The 22,069-nt window shown below is 65.5% G+C and carries 21 protein-coding genes; 6 read left to right on the top strand and 15 right to left on the bottom strand.

What is annotated here, in order from left to right:
• Positions 1 to 62 precede the first annotated feature (62 nt).
• Both A3M7_RS0118565 and gloB read right to left on the bottom strand, forming a co-directional pair.
• Positions 63 to 485, bottom strand: a complete 423-nt coding sequence (locus A3M7_RS0118565) for a cupin domain-containing protein (protein ID WP_011083055.1) — start codon at positions 483 to 485, stop codon at positions 63 to 65.
• 51 nt (positions 486 to 536) lie between these two features.
• On the bottom strand, positions 537 to 1,304 hold the full coding sequence (gene gloB, locus A3M7_RS0118560) for a hydroxyacylglutathione hydrolase (protein ID WP_027545276.1): 768 nt from the start codon (positions 1,302 to 1,304) through the stop codon (positions 537 to 539).
• 108 nt (positions 1,305 to 1,412) lie between these two features.
• Between gloB and A3M7_RS0118555 the strand changes: the two genes are divergently transcribed.
• On the top strand, positions 1,413 to 2,153 hold the full coding sequence (locus A3M7_RS0118555; protein ID WP_027545275.1) for a methyltransferase domain-containing protein: 741 nt from the start codon (positions 1,413 to 1,415) through the stop codon (positions 2,151 to 2,153).
• A gap of 58 nt (positions 2,154 to 2,211) precedes the next feature.
• Here A3M7_RS0118555 and A3M7_RS0118550 read toward each other — a convergent pair whose 3' ends face one another.
• The 5 genes from A3M7_RS0118550 to A3M7_RS0118530 form a co-directional block, all read right to left on the bottom strand.
• Positions 2,212 to 3,003, bottom strand: a complete 792-nt coding sequence (locus A3M7_RS0118550; protein ID WP_027545274.1) for a DUF4167 domain-containing protein — start codon at positions 3,001 to 3,003, stop codon at positions 2,212 to 2,214.
• 463 nt (positions 3,004 to 3,466) lie between these two features.
• Positions 3,467 to 4,360, bottom strand: a complete 894-nt coding sequence (prmC, locus tag A3M7_RS0118545; RefSeq protein ID WP_027545273.1) for a peptide chain release factor N(5)-glutamine methyltransferase — start codon at positions 4,358 to 4,360, stop codon at positions 3,467 to 3,469.
• A complete protein-coding gene (prfA, locus tag A3M7_RS0118540) occupies positions 4,357 to 5,442 on the bottom strand; it encodes a peptide chain release factor 1 (RefSeq protein WP_027545272.1) in 1,086 nt (361 codons plus the stop codon). The genes prmC and prfA overlap by 4 nt, the downstream gene beginning before the upstream one ends.
• A gap of 58 nt (positions 5,443 to 5,500) precedes the next feature.
• Positions 5,501 to 7,768: a phosphoenolpyruvate--protein phosphotransferase gene (gene ptsP / locus A3M7_RS0118535; protein ID WP_027545271.1), complete on the bottom strand. Its 2,268-nt coding sequence runs from the start codon at positions 7,766 to 7,768 to the stop codon at positions 5,501 to 5,503.
• A 287-nt stretch (positions 7,769 to 8,055) separates the two neighbouring features.
• Positions 8,056 to 9,312, bottom strand: coding sequence for an aspartate kinase (locus tag A3M7_RS0118530; RefSeq protein ID WP_027545270.1), 1,257 nt, complete (start codon positions 9,310 to 9,312; stop codon positions 8,056 to 8,058).
• Positions 9,313 to 9,475: 163 nt separating this feature from the next.
• Here A3M7_RS0118530 and A3M7_RS0118525 point away from each other — a divergent pair, with 163 nt between their 5' ends.
• The 3 genes from A3M7_RS0118525 to A3M7_RS0118510 all read left to right on the top strand — a co-directional run bounded on the left by A3M7_RS0118525 (position 9,476) and on the right by A3M7_RS0118510 (position 11,914).
• Positions 9,476 to 9,943, top strand: a complete 468-nt coding sequence (locus tag A3M7_RS0118525; RefSeq protein WP_027545269.1) for a PH domain-containing protein — start codon at positions 9,476 to 9,478, stop codon at positions 9,941 to 9,943.
• A gap of 14 nt (positions 9,944 to 9,957) precedes the next feature.
• Complete coding sequence (gene ubiG, locus A3M7_RS0118520; RefSeq protein ID WP_027545268.1) at positions 9,958 to 10,731, top strand: bifunctional 2-polyprenyl-6-hydroxyphenol methylase/3-demethylubiquinol 3-O-methyltransferase UbiG; 774 nt, start codon at positions 9,958 to 9,960, stop codon at positions 10,729 to 10,731.
• A 283-nt stretch (positions 10,732 to 11,014) separates the two neighbouring features.
• Positions 11,015 to 11,914 (top strand): EamA family transporter, encoded by a 900-nt coding sequence (locus A3M7_RS0118510; protein WP_027545267.1) that lies wholly within the window; start codon positions 11,015 to 11,017, stop codon positions 11,912 to 11,914.
• Here A3M7_RS0118510 and A3M7_RS0118505 read toward each other — a convergent pair.
• Genes A3M7_RS0118505 through A3M7_RS44450 form a run of 5 tightly spaced genes read right to left on the bottom strand, consistent with a single transcriptional unit; the run spans position 11,911 to position 15,035 of the window.
• The gene (locus A3M7_RS0118505) at positions 11,911 to 12,396 is read right to left on the bottom strand and encodes a DUF1178 family protein (RefSeq protein WP_027545266.1); all 486 of its coding nucleotides are present in this window, start codon (positions 12,394 to 12,396) and stop codon (positions 11,911 to 11,913) included. The genes A3M7_RS0118510 and A3M7_RS0118505 overlap by 4 nt on opposite strands.
• The gene (locus tag A3M7_RS0118500; protein WP_027545265.1) at positions 12,393 to 13,271 is read right to left on the bottom strand and encodes a carbon-nitrogen hydrolase family protein; all 879 of its coding nucleotides are present in this window, start codon (positions 13,269 to 13,271) and stop codon (positions 12,393 to 12,395) included. Before A3M7_RS0118500 ends, A3M7_RS0118505 begins: the two co-directional genes overlap by 4 nt.
• Positions 13,268 to 13,543, bottom strand: a complete 276-nt coding sequence (gene grxC / locus A3M7_RS0118495; protein ID WP_027545264.1) for a glutaredoxin 3 — start codon at positions 13,541 to 13,543, stop codon at positions 13,268 to 13,270. The genes A3M7_RS0118500 and grxC overlap by 4 nt, the downstream gene beginning before the upstream one ends.
• A 47-nt stretch (positions 13,544 to 13,590) precedes the next feature.
• Entirely contained in the window at positions 13,591 to 14,388 is a 798-nt protein-coding gene (locus A3M7_RS0118490; protein WP_027545263.1) for a ComF family protein, read from the bottom strand.
• 59 nt (positions 14,389 to 14,447) lie between these two features.
• Positions 14,448 to 15,035, bottom strand: a complete 588-nt coding sequence (locus tag A3M7_RS44450; protein WP_063629446.1) for a macro domain-containing protein — start codon at positions 15,033 to 15,035, stop codon at positions 14,448 to 14,450.
• Positions 15,036 to 15,125: 90 nt separating this feature from the next.
• Between A3M7_RS44450 and A3M7_RS0118480 the strand changes: the two genes are divergently transcribed.
• Complete coding sequence (locus A3M7_RS0118480; RefSeq protein WP_084302268.1) at positions 15,126 to 15,992, top strand: methyltransferase domain-containing protein; 867 nt, start codon at positions 15,126 to 15,128, stop codon at positions 15,990 to 15,992.
• A gap of 141 nt (positions 15,993 to 16,133) precedes the next feature.
• Here the strand turns inward: A3M7_RS0118480 and mutT are convergent, their stop codons facing one another.
• The 3 genes from mutT to A3M7_RS0118465 form a co-directional block, all read right to left on the bottom strand.
• Positions 16,134 to 16,544 carry an 8-oxo-dGTP diphosphatase MutT gene (mutT, locus tag A3M7_RS0118475; RefSeq protein WP_027545261.1) on the bottom strand — a complete coding sequence of 137 codons (411 nt, stop codon included), beginning with the start codon at positions 16,542 to 16,544 and terminating at the stop codon, positions 16,134 to 16,136.
• Between the two features lie 5 nt (positions 16,545 to 16,549).
• On the bottom strand, positions 16,550 to 17,791 hold the full coding sequence (gene argJ, locus A3M7_RS0118470) for a bifunctional glutamate N-acetyltransferase/amino-acid acetyltransferase ArgJ (protein WP_027545260.1): 1,242 nt from the start codon (positions 17,789 to 17,791) through the stop codon (positions 16,550 to 16,552).
• 102 nt (positions 17,792 to 17,893) lie between these two features.
• The gene (locus A3M7_RS0118465; protein WP_027545259.1) at positions 17,894 to 18,802 is read right to left on the bottom strand and encodes a peptidylprolyl isomerase; all 909 of its coding nucleotides are present in this window, start codon (positions 18,800 to 18,802) and stop codon (positions 17,894 to 17,896) included.
• A 354-nt stretch (positions 18,803 to 19,156) separates the two neighbouring features.
• Between A3M7_RS0118465 and secA the strand changes: the two genes are divergently transcribed.
• Positions 19,157 to 21,997 (top strand): preprotein translocase subunit SecA, encoded by a 2,841-nt coding sequence (gene secA / locus A3M7_RS0118460; RefSeq protein ID WP_027545258.1) that lies wholly within the window; start codon positions 19,157 to 19,159, stop codon positions 21,995 to 21,997.
• Positions 21,998 to 22,069 lie beyond the last annotated feature (72 nt).

Below are 22,069 nucleotides of genomic sequence, written 5' to 3'. Positions count from 1 at the left end.
ATGGTGGCGAGATAGATTCCGGGTTCGCCGTTTGCGCGGCGCCCCGGAATGACGGTGTGGAACTATGGCTCCCAGCCCTTCGGCGCGAGCTCGAACTTCGCGAACTCGAAGGCCGGCGCGACGGTGCAGCCGACCAGTGTCCATTCACCGGTTGTCTCGGCCATCTGCCATGCATCGGCCGGCACGATGGCCTGCGGTCGTTCGCCGCTCACGAGATCCGTGCCGAGGCGGACCTCGTGCTGGGAGCAGCCCTCATGCGCGATGCGCAGCATTAGCGGGCTGCCGGCATAATAATGCCAGATCTCGACGGCATCGATGCGATGCCAGTGCGAGCGCTCGCCGCGCGCAAGCAGGAAGTAAATGAGGGTCGAGCGCGAACGTCCGTTGGCGTCCGTGGTCTGGTCGCGAAACGTCTCGCGATAGTGCCCGCCTTCGGGGTGCGGTCGGAGCTCAAGGCGCGCGATGATCTCGGCTGCGGTCGGCATCGATCCCCGTCAGGATTTGCTCTTCAGGACTTCTTCTTCAGGATTTGTTCTTCAAGATTTGTTTTTGCGCTCGCGCAGCTCGCCGAACACCGCGGCGGCATCCGCACCCTTCATGTGTAGCCTGGCTGCGACCGCCGGGTCATCGGCACGCAGGAACACGTTTGCTCGCTTCTCGTCACCAAGCAGTGAGGGGATCGTGGGCTTGTTCTCGGCGCGGAGCCTGGTCACCTCCGCCGCGCGCGCCTGGAGCGCCGCATTGTCGGGATCGACGGTGAGTGCGAACTTGACGTTGGAGGCGGTGTATTCGTGGCCGCAATAGAGCTTGAAATCGTCGGGCAAGGCCCGCAGCTTCAACAGCGAATCCCACATCATCGGGTAGGTGCCCTCGAAGACGCGGCCGCAGCCGATCGAGAACAGCGTGTCAGCGGCGAACACCGTCTTCTCGGTGTCGAACACGTAGGAGATGTGGTCGAGCGTGTGGCCGGGCGTCTCCACGACGCGCGCCAGCAGGTTGCCGATCTTGACCACGTCGGCATTGGCCACGCGCAGGTCGACGTTGGCGATTTTCGTGGTCTGGTCGTGCGGCGCGACGACGCGGCAATTATATTTCTGCTTGAGTTCGGCGACCCCGCCGACATGATCGCCGTGATGATGGGTGATCAGGATGTCGGTGAGCTGCCAGCCCTCGTGCTCCAGCGCCTTCAGGATGGGGCCGGCCTCCGGCGCGTCGATCGACGCCGTCGCCTTGGTTTCCACATCGTGGATCAGGTAACCGAAATTGTCGTTTAAACAGCTGAAAGTACGAATTTCGGCAGCCATGACATCTCCTTCGCGCTCAGCCCCGGCAGACAAATATGGCGTTAACGTTGCGCAGGCAATGCAATATTCGGCGCGCAGCCGCGGCCTTGCGCATGTTACATTGCCGTCATGAGCATCGACGTCGTCGACCTCCGCGAGTTCTATTCCCGTCGCCTCGGGATTGTGGCGCGGAAAATGATCAATCGCGGCATCAGGGAGCGCTGGCCGCGCGCCGAGGGCCAGCGCGTGCTCGGCATCGGCTATCCCACGCCCTATCTCGGGCTGTTCCGCGAGGACGCTGAGCGCTGCCTCGCCTTCATGCCGGCGGCCCAGGGCGTCCTGAAATGGCCTACGGGGCGGCCGGCGCTGGCCTCGCTGGTGGATGAATTCTCGCTGCCGCTTCCCGATTCCGCGGTCGACCGCATCCTGCTGGTCCACGCGCTGGAGATGTCGGACGACCCGGCCGCGCTACTGCGCGAGGTGTGGCGCGTGCTGTCGCCGTCCGGCCGCGTCATTGCTGTGATCCCGAACCGGCGCGGCGTGTGGACGCGCAGCGACAATACGCCGTTCGGCCACGGCCGGCCCTATTCGCGCTCGCAGATCACCGATCTGCTGCGGCAGACCTGGTTCACGCCGACCGCCTGGGGCGAGGCGCTGTTCATGCCGCCCTATGCGGGCGGCTGGGTGCTGAAATCGGCGCAGATGTGGGAGCGCGCCGGGGCGGCACTGTCGCTGCCCTTTGCCGGCGTGCACATCGTCGAGGCCACCAAGCAGGTCTATCGCGCGATCCCCGCCAAGCGCGAGCGGGCGCGGCTGATTCCATCGTTGAAGCCGGTGCTGGTGCCGTCCTCGACGGTGACGCGCAGCTGAAAACAAATCGTCCCGGCGCGGGGGCCGGGACGATGCAGATCAGAAAATCAGAAGAACTTTACTCGCCGGGCGCCAGATCGTCGCTGGACGCGGCCGGAGCGGCTTCGCGCTCGGGGCGCGGGCCATGCGGCCGGCGCCGCCGGCGCGGAAAGCGTTCGCCGCCACCACCACCACCACCGCCCTCGAAGCCGCCCTGACCGCCAACATTCACTTGCGGCTGCGCGCCGGTGATGAAGGAGGGCAGGCGATCGACGCTGCCGGCATCGGCGATGACGGGCTGCGGCTGGTTCGGCGGCATTGGCTGCGGCTGATATTGCGGCGGCTGCGGACGATGGTCGCGTTCGCGGTGCTCGCGCGGCTGCTGGTTGTCGCGCTGGTACGACGGCTGGTTGTCGCGCTGCTGGTGATCACGCTGCTGATGATCGCGCTGGCCGTCGCGGTCGCGCATGAAGGGCTGCTGCTGTTGCGGCTGCGGGACGAAGCCCGGCTCCTGGCCGAAATTCGAGAAATTCTCGCCGTCGTCTTCGCTGTCGTCGCTATTGCTGCTGATGGGCTCGTCGCCGCGCGGCTGCTGGTTCTGGCGGAACTGCTCCTGGGCGGCCGCAATCAAGCGGAAATAATGCTCGGCGTGCTGGTAGTAGTTCTCGGCTGCAACGGGATCGCCCGAGGAGCGCGCGTCGCGCGCGAGCTGGAGATACTTTTCAGCGATATGCGAAGCCGTGCCGCGGATCTTGATATCGGGTCCGTTGGACTCGTAGACCCGGGTCATCGGGTTCTGGCCGCGCCGGTTGTTGTTATTGTTGTTGTTGTTGCGGTTGCGCATCCGCTGCTTGTTCTGACCGTTTCTCATGTCCTGCCTTTAATTCCAGCCCTAAAGGTTGCACGCATTACTGATTGCTAGGAGTGACCTGATGACAGCGGTTCACATCGCTCGCACGCATCGCACGCGAGAAGCGGCTTGAACCCTGCCAATGTTCGTCGACCGTCGCGTTCAACAAAGACGCGTTCCCCACCCGCCAGCATTCATCGCCAGCGAACCCATTCATTTTGCCTGCCAAAACAAGCCCTGGTTTCTTGCGTTAGTCTTCGCGCGCAATATCAGGCTTTCGTTCACTTTGCGGTCGGAAAGCTGCGCACCTCAATGGGCCATCGCGCTTAACAGGACCTGCGGCTTGGAACCTAAAATCAGTGAAGCTCTCGCTCGAGAGCCCGGCTTTCGCCCGTAGGCGTACGGGGCCGACACCGATGTGTTGAGTAGAAGGTAGTCGGTCCCAAGGGATATTCCAAGAGGTTTTTGCAGGCCAATCCGGCTTTTATGGGGGCATTTTTCGGGCCGAAACGGCCCGCGGGATACCCGCCAAATCGGCCTTGGCCGGCCTGTCCACCACTAACGCCGCAGCCGTCATCAGGGTTTCAATATTTCGGGCCTGGCCCTGTCCGGCCTCGACGATCAGCGCTCCGCCGGGCGCGAGACGCTCGGCCGCCTGCGGGATCAGGGCGCGGTAGGCGTCATATCCGTCATTGCCGCCGTCGAGCGCCAGGTGCGGATCGTGCTCGCGCACCTCGACACTCAATTTCGGAATTTCGGCGGAGGGGATATAGGGCGGATTCGACACGATGAGGTCGAACGGACCACTGAGCGCCGCCAGATAGGAGCAGGCGACGAAGGCGGAGCGGTCGGCAAGGCCGAGGGCTGCGGCATTGCCCCTGGCGGTCTCGAGCGCGTTCGGGCTGAGATCGGTGCCGACGCCGAAGGCGCCGGGAATATCGTGCAACAGCGCCAGCAGGATTGCGCCGGATCCGGTGCCGATGTCGGCGATGCGTGGCTGGTGGATTGCCTCCTGCTCGCGGAAAAGTTCGAGCGCACGCTCGACCACCGTTTCGGTGTCGGGGCGCGGGACCAGGGTTGCTTCCGACAGGCGGAACGGCAGGCCCCAGAATTCGCGCGTGCCGAGAATGCGCGCCACCGGCTCGCCCGCGATCCGGCGTTGCGCATGCTGCGCGAGCCGCGAGGCCTCCGCGTCCGTGAGGAGCCGGGCGGCCTGCGCGATCAGGCCGGTGAGATCGAGGCCGAGCGCAGCACCGAGCAGGATGCGGGCGTCGAGCTCGGCCTCGTCGAGCTGCGCCGATCGCAGCTGCGCCGCCAGTGCGCGCCGTGCGCCCTCGATCGATTGTCCGGTGAAGCGGTCGCTCACGCGGGGCGTCACGCCGCCGCGCCTTGCGCGGCGAGCTGTGCGGCCTGGTGCTCGGTGGTCAGCGCGTCGGTCAATTCGCCAAGCGCCTCGCCCGCGATCACCTGCGGCAGCTTGTAGAGCGTCAGATTGATGCGGTGGTCGGTGACGCGCCCTTGCGGGAAATTATAGGTGCGGATGCGCTCGCTGCGGTCGCCGGAGCCGACCTTTTCCTTGCGCTCGGCCGAGCGTGCCGCATCGACGCGTTGCCGCTCGGCGTCGTAGATGCGCGAGCGCAGGATGTTCATGGCCGAGGCGCGGTTCTTGTGCTGCGAGCGGCTGTCCTGCATCATCACCACGATGCCGGTCGGGATGTGGGTGATGCGGATCGCCGATTCGGTCTTGTTGACGTGCTGGCCGCCGGCGCCCTGCGCGCGCATGGTCTCGATGCGCAGATCGTCGTTCTTGATCTCGACGTCGACATCCTCGACCTCGGGCAGCACCGCGACGGTGGCGGCCGAGGTGTGGATGCGCCCTTGCGTCTCGGTGTCGGGCACGCGCTGCACCCGGTGCACGCCGGACTCGAACTTCAGCTTCGAGAACGCGCCGCGGCCCTGCACCTCCGCGATGATTTCCTTGTAGCCGCCGACGGTGCCTTCGCTCGCCGAGATGACCTCGACCTTCCAGCCCTGCAGGCTCGCGAAGCGCTCGTACATCCGGAACAAGTCGCCGGCGAACAGCGAGGCCTCGTCGCCGCCGGTGCCGGCGCGGATTTCCAGCACAACGTTGCGGTCGTCCATGGCGTCCTTGGGCAGCAGCGCGACGCGGATCTTCTGGACGAGATCCTCGATCCTTGGAGTCAGCTCGTCGCGCTCGGCTTCCGCCATGCCGCGCATCTCCGCATCCGTCGCGGGATCGGCGATCAGCGCCTCGGTGTCGGCGAGTTCTTTAACCGCGGACCGGTAAGTCTTGACCGCCTCGATCAGCGGCGTGATCTCGGCGAGCTCGCGCGTGATCTGCACGTAGCGCTCGGAGGCGAGCTGTCCGAGCGATTCGGCCTCGAGCGAAGCGTGATGCGCGAGCAGGACGTCCAGTTTGGCTTCAGGGAGTGACGACATCGGGTAAAGTCTCAAATGGCGGAAGGCGGCGAGGCGGCGGACGCGGGCGACAGGCCCGCTACAAGGCCAGGCCTTCGGCCTCGGCAAATTCCGTCAGCTTCTGCCGGATCGAGACGCTGCCGCTTGGCGCGTCCAGCAACGGGCCGAGCATCGCCTCGGCTTTCTTGGCATCGAGATCGATCACCATCGCTTTGACCGGGCCGAGCGCGGTCGCCGACAGCGACAGCGAGCGATAGCCCATCGCGATCAGCGCCAGCGCGCCGATCGGCTTGGACGCCATCTCGCCGCAGAGCGACAGCGGCTTCTGCGCCGCATGGGACTTGCGGGCAATGTCGCGGAGCGCACGCAGGATCGGCGCCGACATGGTGTCGAAGCGCTCGGAGACCTTGGCATTGCCGCGGTCGACCGCGAACAGGAACTGGAACAGATCGTTGGAGCCGACCGAGATGAAATCGACCTTCTTCAGCAGCTCGTCGAGCTGATACAGCAGCGCCGGCACCTCGACCATGGTGCCGATGTCGATGCGCTCGGGCAGCGTGTGGCCATGCTGGCGCAGATAGGTGAGCTCGCGCTCGACCAGCGCCTTCGCCGAATCGAACTCGGCGACCTCCGAGATCATCGGGAACATGATGCGCAGCGCGCGGCCGCCGCCGGCGCGCAGCAGCGCGCGGATCTGGCCGCGCAGCAGGCCGGGACGGTCGAGTCCGAGCCGGATCGCGCGCCAGCCGAGCGCCGGATTTTCCTCGATCACCGCTTCCATATAGGGCAGCGCCTTGTCGCCGCCGATGTCGAGGGTGCGGAAGGTGACGGGCTTGGGGCCCGCCGCATCCAGCACGGTGCGATAGAGCGCGAGCTGGTCGCTGGTGCGCGGCAGGCTCTGGCCGACCATGAATTGCAGCTCGGTGCGGAACAGGCCGATGCCGGCGCTGCCGGTGTCCTCGATATGCGGCAGGTCGATGGCGAGACCTGCGTTGATCATCAGCTCGACCTTCTGGCCGTCCTTGGTGACGCAGGGCCGGTCGCGCAGCGCGAGGTACTGCGCCTGGCGGCGGGCGCGGAAGCGCACGCGCTCGGCGAAGGCCGCCTCGATCTCCTGCGACGGGCGCACATAGATCGAGCCCGACGTGCCGTCGACGATGATGGCATCGCCGGGATCGGCGATTCCCGGCGCGTTCGGAACCTCGCCGACCGCAGGGATTCCGAGCGCGCGCGCCACGATCGAGACGTGCGAGTTGGCGGTGCCTTCCTCCAGCACGATGCCGCGCAGGCGCTTGCGGTCGTAGTCGAGCAGCGCCGCCGGGCCCATCGCGCGGGCGATGACGATGGCGTTGTCGGGCAATTGCTCGCGTGACGGTGCGTGGTCCTGGCCGACCAGCTGCCGCATCAGGCGGTAGCCGAGGTCCTCGAGGTCATGCAGCCGGTCGCGCAAATAGGGATCGGTCGAGCGCAGCATGCGCGCGCGGGTGTCGGACTGCACGCGCTCGACGGCGGCTTCCGCCGTGAGGCCGGTCGCGACCGCCTCGTGCAGCTTGTGCGACCAGCCCTGGTCGTTGGCGAACATGCGGTAGGCTTCCAGTACCTCGCGGTGCTCGCCGCCCTCGGCGACGTCGCCGCGCTCCAGCATGCGGTCGAGATCGGCGCGCAGCTTGGCGAGCGCGGTGTCGAGCCGCTTGATTTCCTTCGGCAGGTCCTCGGCGATGTAGTCCTTGATGACAACGCGCGGCTCGTGCAGCACGACATGGCCGAGCGCGATGCCTTCCGACAGGATCGCGCCGACTTTCTGCGCCGAATGGCGGGCGGCAGGTTCCAGGCCCGGCTGGGCCAGCGCCGACAGCTCGCCTGAAGCGATCAGCTCGGCCAGCACCATCGCGGTGGTCTGCAGCGCCTCGAGCTCTTCCTCGACATAATTGCGCTTGGCGCGGTTCTGCACCACCAGCACGCCGAGCGTGTTGCCGGCGCGCAGGATCGGCACGCCGAGGAAGGAGTGGTAGATTTCTTCGCCTGTCTCGGGGCGGAACGAGAAGGCCGGATGGCTCTGAGCATCGCTGAGGTTGAGCGGCGTCGCCTCGCTGGCGACGAGACCGACGAGGCCCTCATGGGCGCTGAGCACGGTGTGATGCACAGCCTCACGGTTGAGACCTTCGGTGGCGTAGAGCTCGAGCGTGTTGTCGACGCGCAGCACATAGACCGAGCACACCTCGGCCACCATGTTGGCGGCGATCAGCACCACGATCTTGTCCAGCCGCTCCTGGGCCGAGACCTGCTCCGCCATGGTTTCGCGGAGCCGTCTCAACAAGACGCGGGGACCTCCCGACGCGCTCCGCATGTACCCTCAGTCTCCTCCGTCAGCCGGACCCGAAAGGGGCCCCGGCGGCTCGCCCGAAAATCCAGAAAAACAACGAATTTGCTCATCCGGCGCCGGCCCGGGTCCAAATCTTCTTCAGATTTGGCGCCTGAACCGAATCAGCACCGCCTCAACTGGGGCACAGTATGTGGCAGCCCACCCTGTTCGCCGTATAGCGAATTGGGGCTTGTTTTGCCAAGCAAAACGCCTGCCAGACGCGAAGGTGTGTACACCTTCGCGTTTGCTGCGACCGCTAAGAGAAAATTAGCCTAAGCCTGATCGAGGCCGTAGAGCGTGTGCAGGGTCCGCACCGCAAGCTCGGTATAGGCGGTGTCGATCAGAACCGAGAATTTGATCTCGGAGGTTGTGATGGCCCGGATGTTGATATTCCGTCCGGCGAGGGCCGAGAACGCCTGGGCGGCGACGCCGGCATGGCTGCGCATGCCGCTGCCGATTACCGATATCTTGGCGACGTCGGTGGCGGTATCGAGCCGGGCATAGCCGATCTTGCCCTTGGCGGCGGTAATCGTGTCCTTGGCGCGGGTGTAGTCGGCGGCCGGCACCGTGAAGGTGAGGTCGGTGGTCTTGCCGTCCTCGGAGACGCCCTGCACGATCATGTCGACGTTGATGTTGGCATCCGCCAGCGGGCCGAAGATCGACGCGGCGACGCCCGGCTTGTCCTCGATCTGGCGCACCGAAATCTGGGCTTCGTCCTTCGAAAAGGCGATGCCGGTGACGACGTGGCTTTCCATGATCTCCTCCTCGCTGCAGATCAGCGTGCCGGGCGGCTGGTTGGCATGCGGGTCGATATCCTCGGGCTTGTCGAAGCTCGAGCGGACAAAGATCGGCATGTTGTGGACCATGCCGAGTTCCACCGAGCGGACCTGGAGCACTTTCGCGCCCTGCGAGGCCAGTTCCAGCATGTCTTCGAACGCGATCTTGTCGAGCCTCTTGGCCTTCGGCACGATTCGCGGGTCGGTGGTGTAGACGCCATCGACGTCGGTGTAGATGTCGCAGCGGTCGGCCTTGACGGCGGCGGCGATCGCCACCGCCGAGGTGTCGGAGCCGCCACGGCCGAGCGTGGTGATCCGGTTCGTCTCGGGGTTGATGCCCTGGAAGCCGGCGATGACCGCGACTTCCTTGCGATCCCTGAAGCGCTTGACGATCTCGCCGCCGTCGATGTCCTCGATTCGGGCCGAGGCATGGGCGTCGCTGGTCTTGATCGGGATCTGCCAGCCCTGCCAGGAGCGGGCCTGGATACCCATGCTCTGGAGCACGATGGCGAGGAGGCCGGACGTCACCTGTTCGCCGGAGGCGACGACGGCGTCGTATTCGCGCGCATCGTGCATCGGCGAGGCCTCGGTGCACCAGGCCACCAGCTCGTTGGTTTTGCCCGACATCGCCGAGACGACCACGGCCACTTCGTGGCCGGCGTCGACCTCACGCTTCACATGGCGTGCGACGTTGCGGATGCGTTCGATGTTGGCGACGGATGTGCCGCCGAATTTCATCACGAGGCGGCTCATGACGACGCGTGCATTCCCTCATAAGGATCAGTATGGTGACCCGCACTGGACGGGCCTCGCGGACACCGACCGCGCGTATACATAGCGGCGGGGCCGGGGGCAAGCGGGTTCCTGCGGGGGCAGGCTCGAGGTCCGGTTTGGGGGTAATGGGTTAACCGAGATCATGGCGCGCTACATCGACGAGATCCTGCAACCGGGCGAGCGGGTGCTGTATTCGACCAATGCGCACTGGATCTTCTATTTTCCGGCCATCATGGCCTGGATCGTGGCCCTGGCCCTGTTCGCCCTGTCCCGGCAGAGCAACATTTACGGCGTGATGATCCTGTCCCTGTTCGGCTCCGGCCTGGTGGCGCTGGCCGCCCTGTACTGGACCGTGAAGGGCTGGTTCCATCGCTTCACCACCGAGACCGACGTCACCAACCTCAGGGTTGTGCACAAGACCGGGTTCATCAAGCGCCGCACCTTCGAGATGGCGCTGGACAAGGTCGAGAGCGTCGACGTCGATCAGACGATTCTTGGACGAATTCTCAACTACGGCGACGTGACCATTCGCGGTGTCGGCGAGGGGATCGAGACGATCAGGACCATCGCCTCGCCGCTCGCCTTCCGTAGTTCGATCACCACGCGGTAGGACCGCGCGTAACAATGAGCATGCAGCAAAATACTTCCGCATCCGCCACGGCCCAGCCGGGCTCGACCGTCGACGCCGCCGAGATCGCGAAATTCTCAAAACTCTCGGCGGAATGGTGGGACCCCAAGGGCAAGATGGCGCCGCTGCACCGGATCAACCCGCTGCGGCTCGGCTACATCCGCGACGCCGCCTGCCGCAAGTTCGAGCGCAATGTGCGCAGCCTCAACTGTCTCGGCGGCCTGCGCGTGCTCGACATCGGCTGCGGCGCCGGCCTGCTCTGTGAGCCGCTGTCACGGCTAGGGGCCCAGGTCATCGGCGTCGATCCCTCGCAGAGCAATATTGCGGCTGCAAAACTGCATGCCGACAAGAGCCATCTTGCGATCGACTACCGCTGCACCACGGTGGAGGAGATCGACCCGCGCGAGCGCTTCGACATCGTGCTGGCGATGGAGGTGGTCGAGCACGTCGTCGATGTCGGCGTTTTCCTCAAGCGCTGCACCGCGATGCTGAAGCCGAACGGGCTGATGGTGGTCTCGACGCTGAACCGGAACTGGAAGAGCTTTGCGCTCGCCATCGTCGGCGCCGAATACGTCCTGCGCTGGCTGCCGCGCGGCACCCACGAATGGAACAAGTTCGTCACCCCCGACGAGCTGACGAAATACCTGCTCGACAACCGCCTCGTCATCACCGAGCAGACCGGCGTCGTCTACAGCCCCTTCGCCGACAAATGGACCCTCTCCTCCGACATGGACGTGAACTACATGGTGGTGGCGGAAGCGATGGTGTGAAGCGGGCGCGAATAGGGCGCGAGCTGTGTCCACAACTCCGCTGTCGTCCCGGCGTAGGCCGGGACCCATACCCCCAGGGAGAAGTTGTGGCGCGAAGCTGGTAACCACGAGTCTTCACCAAACTACTTCCTGTGGCTATGGGTCCCGGCCTTCGCCGGGACGACACCGTGTTTGTGGCACGAGCATCGCACCCATGACGTGGGCGTGATTGACCTGCTTGAGCGCTATCGGCAGGTTGGCCGCGATCTCACCTCCCTCCAGCTTCCACCCACCCGCCCACCCCATGCTCACCATCACCAGCCTCTGGATTCCCTTCACCGTCATTGCCGCGTCCGGGCAGGTCGCGCGCAATGCGATGCAGCGGTCGCTGACGAAGCCGCTGGGGACGTGGGGTGCGACCAATATCCGCTTCCTGTTCGGCTTCCCGTTCTCGCTGCTGTTTCTCGGCGTGGTGCTGGTCGCGACCGGCGATCATCTCGGCATGCCGCCGTCGGCGTTCTGGCCGTGGCTGCTGCTCGGGGCGCTCAGCCAGATCGTCGCCACCGGGTTGATGCTGCTGGCGATGAACGACCGCTCCTTCGTGGTGACGACGGCATACCTCAAGACCGAGGCGATCCAGACCGCGATCTTCGGCTTCGTCTTTCTTGGCGATCACCTGACATGGCTGAAAGTGCTGGCGATCGTGATCGCGACCGTCGGCGTCGTCATCACGGCGCTGCGGCCCGGCGGTGAGAAAAGTTTTGCCGAGCTGAAGCCGACCATTTTGGGGCTTGTGGCGGCCGCGGCGTTCGCGCTGTCCGCGGTCGGCTTCCGCGGCGCCATCATCACGGTGCCGAACGTGTCCTTCGTGACGGCGGCGTCCTTCACGCTGGTACTGGGCCTGTTCGTGCAGACTCTGATTCTGACGATCTACCTGCTCTGGCGCGCGCCCAAGATCCTGCAGGCGATCCTTGGCCTGTGGAAGCCGTCGCTGTTCGCCGGCTTCATGGGCGCCTTCTCCTCACAGTTCTGGTTCCTGGCGTTCGCGCTGACCGCGGCCGCGAATGTCCGCACGCTCGCCCTCATCGAGGTGCTGTTCGCACAAGGCGTGGCGTATTACTCGTTCAAGCAGCCGATCGCGCCACGCGAGATCTTTGGCATCGCGCTGATCGTGGTCGGCGTGGCGGTGCTGGTGGGAGCCTAATTCCTGTCTTCCGGCAGCGTCGGCAGCGGCGAGACCTCGATACCTTCGTCGATCAGCGACTTCGCCTCTTCGGGCGAGGCCTCGCCGTAGATCGGGCGGTGCTCCTTGTCGCCGTAATGCATCGCGCGGGCTTCGTTGGGGAAGCGCTCGCCGACATTGTCGGCGTTCTTGACAATGTGGTCGCGCAGCTCCTTGAGCTTGGCGCGCAGCTCGCGCTCCTGCGCCATCATCAGCGAGGTCGGTCCCGATGGCGCAGCCTCGGGCGTGGTGGTTGCGGCGGCGGGCTCCGGCGGAGGCGTGGCGGGCCCGCGGCCTTTCTTGCCGACGATGCGCGGGGCCATGATCGCTTTCTCGACCTTGGCCGAGCCGCAGATCGGGCAGGTCACGAGCTTGCGCTTCACCTGCGAATCGTAGGCCGACGAGCTCTGGAACCAGCTTTCGAATGCGTGGTTGCGGTCGCAGTGAAGCGCGTAGCGGATCATGCCGATCCCCGTACCAGATGCAGATGATCCGGCCCGGCCTTGGGGTCGGCGACGCCGAAGCGACGGCCGTGCTGGAGCGAGGGGATCGCGCGGCGGGCGGTCTCGACCTTGGCCGGATCGATCTTGGCCATGATGATGCCGGGCTCGACATCGCCTTCGGCGAGGATCTCGCCCCAGGGGTCGATGATCAGCGAGTGGCCATAGGTCTCGCGCTTGTTCTCGTGCAGGCCGGCCTGTGCGGCGGCGAAGATGAAGCAGCCGGTCTCGATCGCGCGCGAACGCAGCAGCACGTGCCAATGCGCCTCGCCGGTCTTGCGGGTGAAGGCTGAGGGCACGGTGATGAAGTACGCGCCGCTCTCGGCCAGCGCGCGGTAGAGCGCGGGGAAGCGCACGTCGTAGCAGATCGTCAGCCCGACCCGGCCCCAGGGCAGGTCAGAGATCACGGCGGTCTCGCCCGGCTGGTAGTTGGCGGATTCGCGATAGCTCTCGCCGTCCGGCAGCTCTATGTCGAACATGTGGATCTTGTCGTAGCTCGCGAGCACATCGCCCTCGGGCCCGATCAGGAACGAGCGGTTGACCGCTTTTTCGTCCGAGAAACGCAATGCCAGCGAGCCGACATGGATGTGGATCTTCAGTTCCGCCGCGAGCGCGCGATAAGCCTTCAGCGAGGTGTCGTTCTCTTCGCTCTGGAGGTGCTCGAACAGCGCCTTGCGGTTGAGCTGCATCATGTTGCTGACTTCGGGCGTCTGCACGTAGTCGGCGCCGTTGGCCGCAGCCTGCCGGATCAGCCTGGTGGCCTGCGCGAGGCTGGGCTCGGGCATCAGGCCGGTGCGCATCTGCACCATCGCGGCGGTGAAGGTCCTGTTGTCGCTCATGATTCAGCCTTCACACTTTCGAGCATGCCGTCGAGCTTGCCCTCGCGATCGAGCGCGTAGAGGTCGTCGCAGCCGCCGACATGGCTGCCGCCGATCCAGATCTGCGGGAAGGTCGAGCCCTCGCCGGCGCGGTCGTACATCTCGTCGCGCCAGGACGGGTTCTTGGCGATGTCGAACTCCGTGAAGGTCGCCTTCTTGCGGGTCAGCAGCGATTTGGCCGCGGAACAATAGCCGCAGCCCGGCCTGGTGTAGATCTCGACAGCGTCGGTCATCTTGTCTGGCGCTCTCATGTCATGAATTCATTGAATTATATGGGACTTTACCTGACCTCCACAACCCGGGCAAAGACCAGCACGTCCACCTGGGCCGCTTTGGCGCGCAGCAAGGCACGGGCGCAGGCATCCAGCGTCGCCCCCGACGTCAGGACGTCGTCGATCAGGACGATACGGCGGCCCTGCACCTCGGCCTGACGGTCGGGAGATACCTGGAATGCGCCCTGCACATTGGTGGCGCGCTGGGCCCGCGACAGGCCGATCTGCTGCTCGGTGGCGCGCACCCGGCGCAGCACCTCGCCCCGCACTTTCACCCCGCTCTGCCGCTCGATGCTGCGCGCCAGCGCTCCGGACTGGTTGTAGCGTCGCCGCCAGGCCCTTCGCCAATGCAAGGGCACGGGAATCAGCATGTCGGCCCCGGTGAGCAGCTCGCCGCCCGCACGCGCCATCCAGCGGCCCATGGCGGGCGCCAGATCGGTGCGGTCCTGGTATTTCAGCGCATGCACCAGCGTGCGTGCGACGTCGTCATAACGCACGGCTGCTCGCGCGCGCTGGTAGGCCGGCGGGCTCGCGATCGCCTCCATCGACAGCATGTCCGGGCCGGGGTCGTAGACGAAGGGGATGCCAAGGCGCGGGCAATAGGGCCGTTCAATGAACGACAGTCGCGCCCAGCAGGCCGCGCAAACGCCCTCGCCATCGACCGGCTCACGGCAGGACACGCACAAGGTCGGCAGCGCAATGTCGAGCGCGAGCCGTGCCGCGCGCGCCAGCGCGTGACGGCCGGCCGTCCATGCGGCACGCAGAGGGGCAGTGATCGAACGGGAAGGGGCAGCGTCGGCTTCCATGGGGGAAGGCTAGCGTTACGCCCGATGGCGCTCAAGCGGCCGTGGCCAAAAAGGGGGCGTCAGGAAAGCAGGTCGTGGTGCTCTCTCAGGATGGTACGGGCGCTTCGCCGCTCCGGGGCCGGCGCCAGGATCGAGTCATAAGCAAGCCGCATCTGGCGGGCAGCCCGCTCAGGGGGCATCGCGCCTATGCCTGTCCCCAGACCCGGGACCAGCAAGGACTGGATTGCCTCGTTGGCACCGGCATTGTGCGTGAGGACAGCGATTAGTGCTGCCCGGAACGCGAGGTACACATTCACGGTCTGATCGATGCGCGCCGGGACTCGCATCGTGGGCGCACTCACGAGGAACGGGAAGCGCGCGTGGCCTGTGGCAAGCACGATCGCCTGGCCGACCGGGAGTTCTCCATAATGGTGCTCCGCCAATACGGCTTGCAGATTGGTCTGGAGGTCCCAGCCGAAATAACGCGAATAGAGCAGGTCGACCCCGCCATCCATGTGCCCAAAGCTGTTGGCTGGGCTCAGGATGGCGTCGGCCTCGTGCGCAAAAATGTCGCCGAGCGAAACCTCGACGTTTGCCACGTCGGCAAACGCGGCTCTCCACGCTTCGACAACGTCGGCGCTGATATCGCGAAGATGAATGCTGAACACGGTCCGTGCCTCAGTGATGCTCGACTATACGATGGCGCGTCTGGCTGTTCCACCTGCCTCGCTGTTGCGTGGGTTGCCAGAGTGGCGGTCATGAGCGTAACCAGCGGCATGGCTCAGCCCCCGCAAACCCCGCCCGCCTTGTTCGATCGTGCCTTGCTGCACGCGCGGCAACGCCGTGCGCAGGGGCAAGGCGCCGTGAGGTTCCTGCTCGACCGGGTCGCCGAGGACATGTCCGACCGGCTCGCCGCGGTGATGCGGGAGTTTCACGCTCCGGCCGATCTCTGGACGCCCGGTGAGGGCCTCGCGGCCTTGCGCGCGCGGCTGCCGTCACTTCAGCGGATTGCACTTGGCGAAACCGGCGAGGAGGCGCTGCCTTTCACGCCCGACAGCCTCGATCTCGTCGTCTCGGCGCTGGCGCTGCAATTCGTCAACGATCTGCCGGGCGTGCTGGCGCAGATCCGTCGCGCGCTGAAGCCGGATGGCTTGCTGCTGGCCGCGATGATCGGCGGCGACAGCCTGACCGAGCTGCGCCAGGCTTTTGCTGCCGCCGAAGCCGAATGCGAGGGCGGGGTGTCGCCGCGCGTGGTGCCGTTCGCCGATCTGCGCGACATCGGCGCGCTGTTGCAGCGCGCGGGCTTTGCGCTGCCGGTCACCGACGTCGATCGGGTCGTGGTGCGCTATGCCAATGCCTTTGCGCTGATGCAGGATATCAGGCGCATGGGCGCGGCCAATGTGCTGATCGAACGCCGCCGCACGCCGAGCCGGCGCGCGACGCTGCTGCGGATGGCCGAGATCTATGCCGAGCGCTTCGCCGATGCCGACGGCCGCATCCGCGCGACGTTCGACATCATCTGGCTCTCAGGCTGGGCCCCGCATGCAAGCCAGCAGCAGCCGCTCAAGCCGGGGTCGGCGAAGGCGAGTCTGGCGGAGGCGGTGAAGAAGGCGGGGGAGACGTAGGTCACTCCCACCGTCATTCCGGGGCGATGCGTAGCATCGAACCCGGAATCTCGAGATTCTCAGGTGCGCAATTGCGCACCATAGTTCGCGCTTTGCGCGCCCCGGAATGACGATTGAGCACCTGGCGCCGCCGCTGAAGCCTCACATCAGCAAATCAATCAAATGCGGGATCAGCGGAATGTCCGCGGGTGGCATCGGGTAGTCGCGCAGCTTGTTGGCACGGACCCAGGCGAGAGTCTGGCCCTCGCGCGGCGTGACCTGCCCCTCCCAGCGCCGGCAGATATAGAGCGGCATCAACAGGTGGAAGGTCTCGTAGCCGTAGCTCGCAAAGGTCAGCGGCGCCAGGCACGGCTCGGCAACGGTAATGCCGAGCTCTTCATGCAGCTCGCGGATCAGGCTCTGCTCCGGCCGCTCGCCGGGCTCGAGCTTGCCGCCGGGAAATTCCCAGAGGCCGGCCAGCGCCTTGCCTTCGGGGCGCTGCGCGATCAGGACGCGCTTGTCGGCGTCGACAAGCGCGCAGGCCACTACCAGTGTGAGCTTGAGAGTGGTCATGGAGACTATGACCTGTAATCCCCGTTGATCGCGACATACTCCTTGGTGAGGTCGCAGGTCATGACGCGGTCGCGGCCCTTGCCGAGGCCGAGCGCGACCTTGATCGCGATCTCCGGCGCCTTCATCGCCTCCGACACCTGCGCTTCGTCGTAGTCAGGATCGCGCGCGCCGCTCTTGGCGACGCGGATGCCGTTGAAGGAGATCGAGAGCTTGTCGCGGTCGGCCGGCTCGCCGGCCTTGCCGACGGCCATCACCACGCGGCCCCAGTTGGCGTCCTCGCCGGCGATCGCGGTCTTCACCAGCGGCGAGTTCGCAATCGACATCGCGATCTTGCGCGCCGACGCCTTGGACTTGGCGCCTTCGACCGTGATCTCGACCAGCTTGCGCGCGCCTTCGCCGTCGCGGGCGACCTGCTCGGCGAGGTTGGCGAGCACCTGGTTGAAGGCCTTGACGAAGGCCTTCAGCCTGGGATCGCTGGCGCGGCTGATCTTCGGCGCACCGTGCTCGGCGGCAGCGCCCGTCGCGAAGGCCAGCAGCGTGTCCGAGGTCGAGGTGTCGCCGTCGATCGTCACCGCGTTGAAGGTGTCCTCGACACCGCTCTTGAGCAACGCTTGCAGGGCGGCCGGCGCGATCGGCGCGTCGGTGAAGATGAAGGACAGCATCGTCGCCATATCGGGCGCGATCATGCCGGCGCCCTTGGCCATGCCGTTGATTGTGACCTTGGCCTTGCCGAGCTTGACGGTCGCGGTCGCGACCTTGGGGAAGGTGTCGGTGGTCATGATCGCCTTGGCCGCGGCGAGATAGTCGCCGGGCTCGGCGGTCTCGGCCAGCCGGCCCAGCACGCCATCGAACTTGGTCGCGTCCAGCGGCTCGCCGATCACGCCGGTCGACGCCAGGAAGATCTCGCTCTCGCTGCATCCGACGGCCTTGGCCGCGATCTTGGCGGTCAGCGCGGTGGAGCTGCGGCCGGTCTTGCCGGTGAAGGCGTTGGCATTGCCGGAATTCACCACGAGCGCGCGCGCCTTGCCGCCTTTCAGCTTCGCGCGGCACCATTCCACCGGTGCGGACGGGCATTTCGACCTGGTGAAGACGCCGGCCACCGCGGTGCCCTTGTCCATCACCGCCAGCAGCACATCGGTGCGGTTCTTGTAGCGGATGCCGGCCTCGGCCGTCGCAAGGCGGACGCCCGCGATCACGGGCATGTCGGGAACGTGTTTCGGGGCGAGGGGAGAGACGGAGGAGGACATCGCGGGGCGCCTTGGTGAGGTCTGGATATGCAGATGGCCGGGCATTTGCCCGGCCATTGCGACGTTAGATACTATTGGCGTCCGTGAAGTGACAGCGAATTCTTACTTCTTCGCAGGGGGCGCCATCTTGCTGTCGGAGGGCTTCGCCGCGTCGGCCGGCTTGGCATCCGCCGCCGGCTGGTCCAGCCGCTCGACCTTGGCTTCCGTGCGCAGCTTGGCGACGTAGTCGGCCTGGGCCTTGCGGGTGACGTACTGCTCGATCTGGGCCTTGACCTGCTCGAAGTCCGGCGCCTTGCGGCTGCGCTTTTCCTCGACCTTGATGATGTGCCAGCCGAACTGCGACTTCACGGGGTCGGAGATCTTGCCCGGCTCCAGCGCGAAGGCCACCGTCGAGAATTCCGGCACCATCTGCTCCTTGGTGAAGAAGCCGAGGTCGCCGCCGTCGGCGGAGCCCGGATCCTTCGACTTCTTCTTGGCGAGCTCGGCGAAATCGGCGCCCTTGTCGAGTTCGGCCTTCACCGCCTTGGCTTCGTCCTCGGTCTCGACCAGGATGTGGCGGGCGCGCACCTCCTGCTCGCCGGTGATCTGCTTGGAGGCCTCCTCGTAGACCTTCTTCATGGCGTCGGGGGTGGTGGCGGCCTTGCCCTCGTTGGCGAGCAGGCTGTCCATCAGGAGGCGGTTGCGGGCGAACGCCAGGCGCTTCTTGAACTCCTCGCTGTCGGCGACCTTCTTGTCTTCGGCAGCCTTGCTGACGATTTTCATGTCGATCAGGAAGGACAGGACGTTCTCGTCCTTGGTCGCCGGGTCCATCTGGGCGAGGCTCGGCCCGAGTTCCTCCTCGGCCATGGCCACGTCGCTCTTCTTGATTTCCGCGCCATTGACCTTCGCCAGGACCGGATCGTCGGCAGCCCGGCCGGGACCCGCGATCAGCGCCAGCGCAAGGCAGCCCACGAGGGCAGTGGCAAGCCCGAAGCGCAGGCCGGTTTTGGTTACCGGGAACGAGGTGGTCATGGAAAATCCTTATGTTGAAGCAGGGGGCTGCTCGAGCGGGGCGGACACTCGCCCAATTCAGGGGGGCTTGGCAACGCGAAAAGTCTGTCAAAATGATGAATTAGCCGCAATGCGCCCGCCGTTGACAAGGCCCTGACCGGGCCATATCTCTGCCCGGTCGCGACCATGGCGATGGCGTTTATTTTGCTGCGTTTTTGGCCGTTGAACCCAGACTTGCCCAATTCCCACCCATATGGCGGATGACCCCCCGCAGTCCGGGCTCTGGCGCCATCGGGCGTCACGGTGAGTTGATAGGCAGACAGGTGACAACTTCTTGGCTGCAACGCGGTTAAATCGCGAACACAGGAACTAGGCATGATCGGCGCGCTCGCCCGCAAGTTTTTCGGCTCCGCCAACGACCGGCGGGTGAAGGGATATCAATCCCGCGTCAACGCGATCAACGCGCTGGAGCCCGAGCTCATCAAGCTCTCCGACGAGGAGCTCAAGGCTCGCACCGCGGACTTCAAGAAGCAGCTCGCCGAGGGCAAGACCTTGGACGACCTGCTGGTGCCCGCCTTCGCCACCGTGCGTGAGGCCGCCAAGCGCACGCTCGGCCAGCGCCATTTCGACGTCCAGCTGATCGGCGGCATGGTGCTGCACGAGGGCGATATCGCCGAGATGAAGACCGGTGAAGGCAAGACGCTGGTGGCGACGCTGGCGGTCTATCTCAACGCGCTCGCCGGCAAGGGCATCCACGTCGTCACGGTCAACGACTATCTCGCCCGCCGCGACTCCGGCTGGATGGGCCAGATCTACAGCTTCCTCGGCATGACCACCGGCGTGATCGTCCATGGCCTCGACGATGCCGAGCGCAAGGCGGCCTATGCCTGCGACATCACCTACGGCACCAACAACGAATACGGCTTCGACTATCTGCGCGACAACATGAAGTACCGGCTCGAGGACATGGTCCAGCGACCGCACTTCTACGCGATCGTCGACGAAGTCGACTCCATCCTGATCGACGAGGCGCGCACGCCGCTGATCATCTCCGGTCCGCTCGATGACCGCTCCGACTTCTACAACACCATCGACGGGTTCCTGCCCAAGCTCGACAAGACCGACTACGACGTCGACGAGAAGCAGCGCACGGTGACGCTGACCGAAGCCGGCATGGAGAAGATCGAGACGCTGCTGCGCGACGCTGGCCAGCTCAAGGGCGAGTCGCTCTACGACGTCGAGAACGTCTCCGTCGTGCATCACATCAACCAGGCGCTGCGCGCCCACACGCTGTTCACTCGCGACAAGGACTACATCGTCCGCGACGACGAGGTCGTCATCATCGACGAGTTCACCGGCCGCATGATGGCCGGCCGGCGCTATTCGGAAGGCCTGCATCAGGCGCTGGAAGCCAAGGAGCACGTCCAGGTTCAACCCGAGAACCAGACGCTGGCCTCGATCACGTTCCAGAATTACTTCCGCATGTACGAGAAGCTTGCGGGCATGACCGGTACGGCGTTGACCGAGGCCGACGAACTCTTCGACATCTACAAGCTCGAAGTCGTCGAGATCCCGACCAACGTGCCGGTCGGCCGCCTGGATGAGGACGACGAGGTCTATCGCACCCACCAGGAAAAATATTCGGCCATCCTCGCCGAGATCGAGCGCGCCAATTCGCGGCTGCAGCCGGTGCTGGTCGGCACGGCGTCGATCGAGAAGTCGGAAGTGCTTGCCGAGTTCCTCAAGAAGAACGGCTACAAGCAGATCGATTTCGGCAAGGAGAACGCGCTCGACAAGCTTTACGCAGCGGCCCGCGCGGGCAAGCCGGCAAAGCTGTTTGCGGTGCTGAACGCGCGCTTCCACGAGCAGGAAGCCTATATCGTCGCCGAAGCCGGCGTTCCCGGCGCGATCACGATCGCGACCAACATGGCCGGCCGCGGCACCGACATCAAGCTCGGCGGCTCGCTCGATATGCGCATCCCGAAGGAGACCGCGGGCATCGAGGACGAGGCCGAGAAGGCTAGGAAGATCGAGCAGATCAAGGCCGACGTCGAGCGCTTCCGCGAGATCGTGCTGAAGGCGGAAGAGGTCGTCGAGATCGAGCCGGCGAAGGGCTCAAAGCCGGCCAAGACCGTGACGAAGCCGGGTGGCCTCTACATCATGGGCTCCGAGCGTCACGAATCCCGCCGCATCGACAACCAGCTGCGCGGCCGTTCCGGTCGTCAGGGCGACCCCGGCCGCTCAAAGTTCTTCCTGTCGCTGGAAGACGATCTGATGCGCATCTTCGGCTCGGATCGCCTCGACAGCATGCTCCAGCGTCTCGGCCTGCAAGAGGGCGAGGCCATCATCCATCCCTGGATCAACAAGGCCCTGGAGAAGGCGCAGCAGAAGGTCGAGGCCCGCAACTTCGACATCCGCAAGAACCTGCTCAAGTTCGACAACGTCCAGAACGACCAGCGCAAGGTGATCTTCGACCAGCGCGTCGACCTGATGAAGGACGACAGCGTCGCCGAGACCGTCACCGACATGCGCCACGCCTTCATCGACGACCTCGTCGCCAAGCACGTGCCCGAGCATGCCTATGCCGAGCAGTGGGACGTTGCCGGCCTGAAGGAAGAGCTCAAGCGCGTGCTCGATCTCGACCTGCCGGTCGATGAATGGGCCAAGGAAGAGGGCATCGCCGACGAGGAGCTGCTCAACCGCATCGAGAACCGCGCCGACGAGCACATGGCCGCCAAGGTCGCGCAATGGGGCCCCGACGTGATGCGCTACGTCGAGAAGACCATCTTGCTCCAGACGCTCGACCATCTCTGGCGCGAGCACCTGATCATGCTGGACCATCTGCGCCAGGTCATCGGCCTGCGCGGCTACGGCCAGCGTGATCCGCTCCAGGAGTACAAGACCGAGGCCTTCAATCTCTTCCAGGAGATGAGCGCGCACCTGCGCGAGGCCGTCACCGCGCAGCTGATGCGCGTCGAGATCGTCCCGCCGGAGCAGGAAGCGCCCGTGCTGCCGCCGATGGAAGCGCACAAGTTCGACCCCAACACCGGCGAGGACGAGATGGCGCTCGCCAGCGTCACGCTCGGCGCGCCGGCCTCCGACGCCGCCCAGCGCGATCCGAAGAACCCGGCCTCCTGGGGCAAGATCGGCCGCAACGAGGACTGCCCGTGCGGCTCGGGCAAGAAGTACAAGCACTGCCACGGGCGGTATGCGTAACCGCTAGCTCGCCGTCATGCGCGCGTGAGGGGCGACATTCCCGCCTCAATCTCCACTGTCGTCGCCCGGTCA

Source organism: Bradyrhizobium sp. WSM2254 (assembly GCF_000472645.1).
GTDB lineage: Bacteria > Pseudomonadota > Alphaproteobacteria > Rhizobiales > Xanthobacteraceae > Bradyrhizobium > Bradyrhizobium niftali.
The sequence above is the reverse complement of the archived record's forward strand: the minus strand, read 5'-3'. Positions and strand labels throughout refer to the sequence as shown.

Bases quoted from the DNA above. Each gene is read 5' to 3' on its own strand.
- gloB (WP_027545276.1), bottom strand. From the start codon at position 1,304: ATGGCTGCCGAAATTCGTACTTTCAGCTGTTTAAACGACAATTTCGGT.
- ubiG (WP_027545268.1), top strand. From the start codon at position 9,958: ATGAGCATGCAGCAAAATACTTCCGCATCCGCCACGGCCCAGCCGGGC.
- A3M7_RS0118480 (WP_084302268.1), top strand. From the start codon at position 15,126: ATGAGCGTAACCAGCGGCATGGCTCAGCCCCCGCAAACCCCGCCCGCC.
- mutT (WP_027545261.1), bottom strand. From the start codon at position 16,544: ATGACCACTCTCAAGCTCACACTGGTAGTGGCCTGCGCGCTTGTCGAC.
- A3M7_RS0118505 (WP_027545266.1), bottom strand. From the start codon at position 12,396: ATGATCCGCTACGCGCTTCACTGCGACCGCAACCACGCATTCGAAAGC.
- A3M7_RS0118555 (WP_027545275.1), top strand. From the start codon at position 1,413: ATGAGCATCGACGTCGTCGACCTCCGCGAGTTCTATTCCCGTCGCCTC.
- A3M7_RS0118565 (WP_011083055.1), bottom strand. From the start codon at position 485: ATGCCGACCGCAGCCGAGATCATCGCGCGCCTTGAGCTCCGACCGCAC.
- A3M7_RS0118510 (WP_027545267.1), top strand. From the start codon at position 11,015: ATGCTCACCATCACCAGCCTCTGGATTCCCTTCACCGTCATTGCCGCG.
- ptsP (WP_027545271.1), bottom strand. From the start codon at position 7,768: ATGCGGAGCGCGTCGGGAGGTCCCCGCGTCTTGTTGAGACGGCTCCGC.
- A3M7_RS0118465 (WP_027545259.1), bottom strand. From the start codon at position 18,802: ATGACCACCTCGTTCCCGGTAACCAAAACCGGCCTGCGCTTCGGGCTT.
- secA (WP_027545258.1), top strand. From the start codon at position 19,157: ATGATCGGCGCGCTCGCCCGCAAGTTTTTCGGCTCCGCCAACGACCGG.
- A3M7_RS0118525 (WP_027545269.1), top strand. From the start codon at position 9,476: ATGGCGCGCTACATCGACGAGATCCTGCAACCGGGCGAGCGGGTGCTG.
- argJ (WP_027545260.1), bottom strand. From the start codon at position 17,791: ATGTCCTCCTCCGTCTCTCCCCTCGCCCCGAAACACGTTCCCGACATG.
- A3M7_RS0118550 (WP_027545274.1), bottom strand. From the start codon at position 3,003: ATGAGAAACGGTCAGAACAAGCAGCGGATGCGCAACCGCAACAACAAC.
- A3M7_RS0118500 (WP_027545265.1), bottom strand. From the start codon at position 13,271: ATGAGCGACAACAGGACCTTCACCGCCGCGATGGTGCAGATGCGCACC.
- A3M7_RS0118490 (WP_027545263.1), bottom strand. From the start codon at position 14,388: ATGGAAGCCGACGCTGCCCCTTCCCGTTCGATCACTGCCCCTCTGCGT.
- A3M7_RS0118530 (WP_027545270.1), bottom strand. From the start codon at position 9,312: ATGAGCCGCCTCGTGATGAAATTCGGCGGCACATCCGTCGCCAACATC.
- grxC (WP_027545264.1), bottom strand. From the start codon at position 13,543: ATGACCGACGCTGTCGAGATCTACACCAGGCCGGGCTGCGGCTATTGT.
- prfA (WP_027545272.1), bottom strand. From the start codon at position 5,442: ATGTCGTCACTCCCTGAAGCCAAACTGGACGTCCTGCTCGCGCATCAC.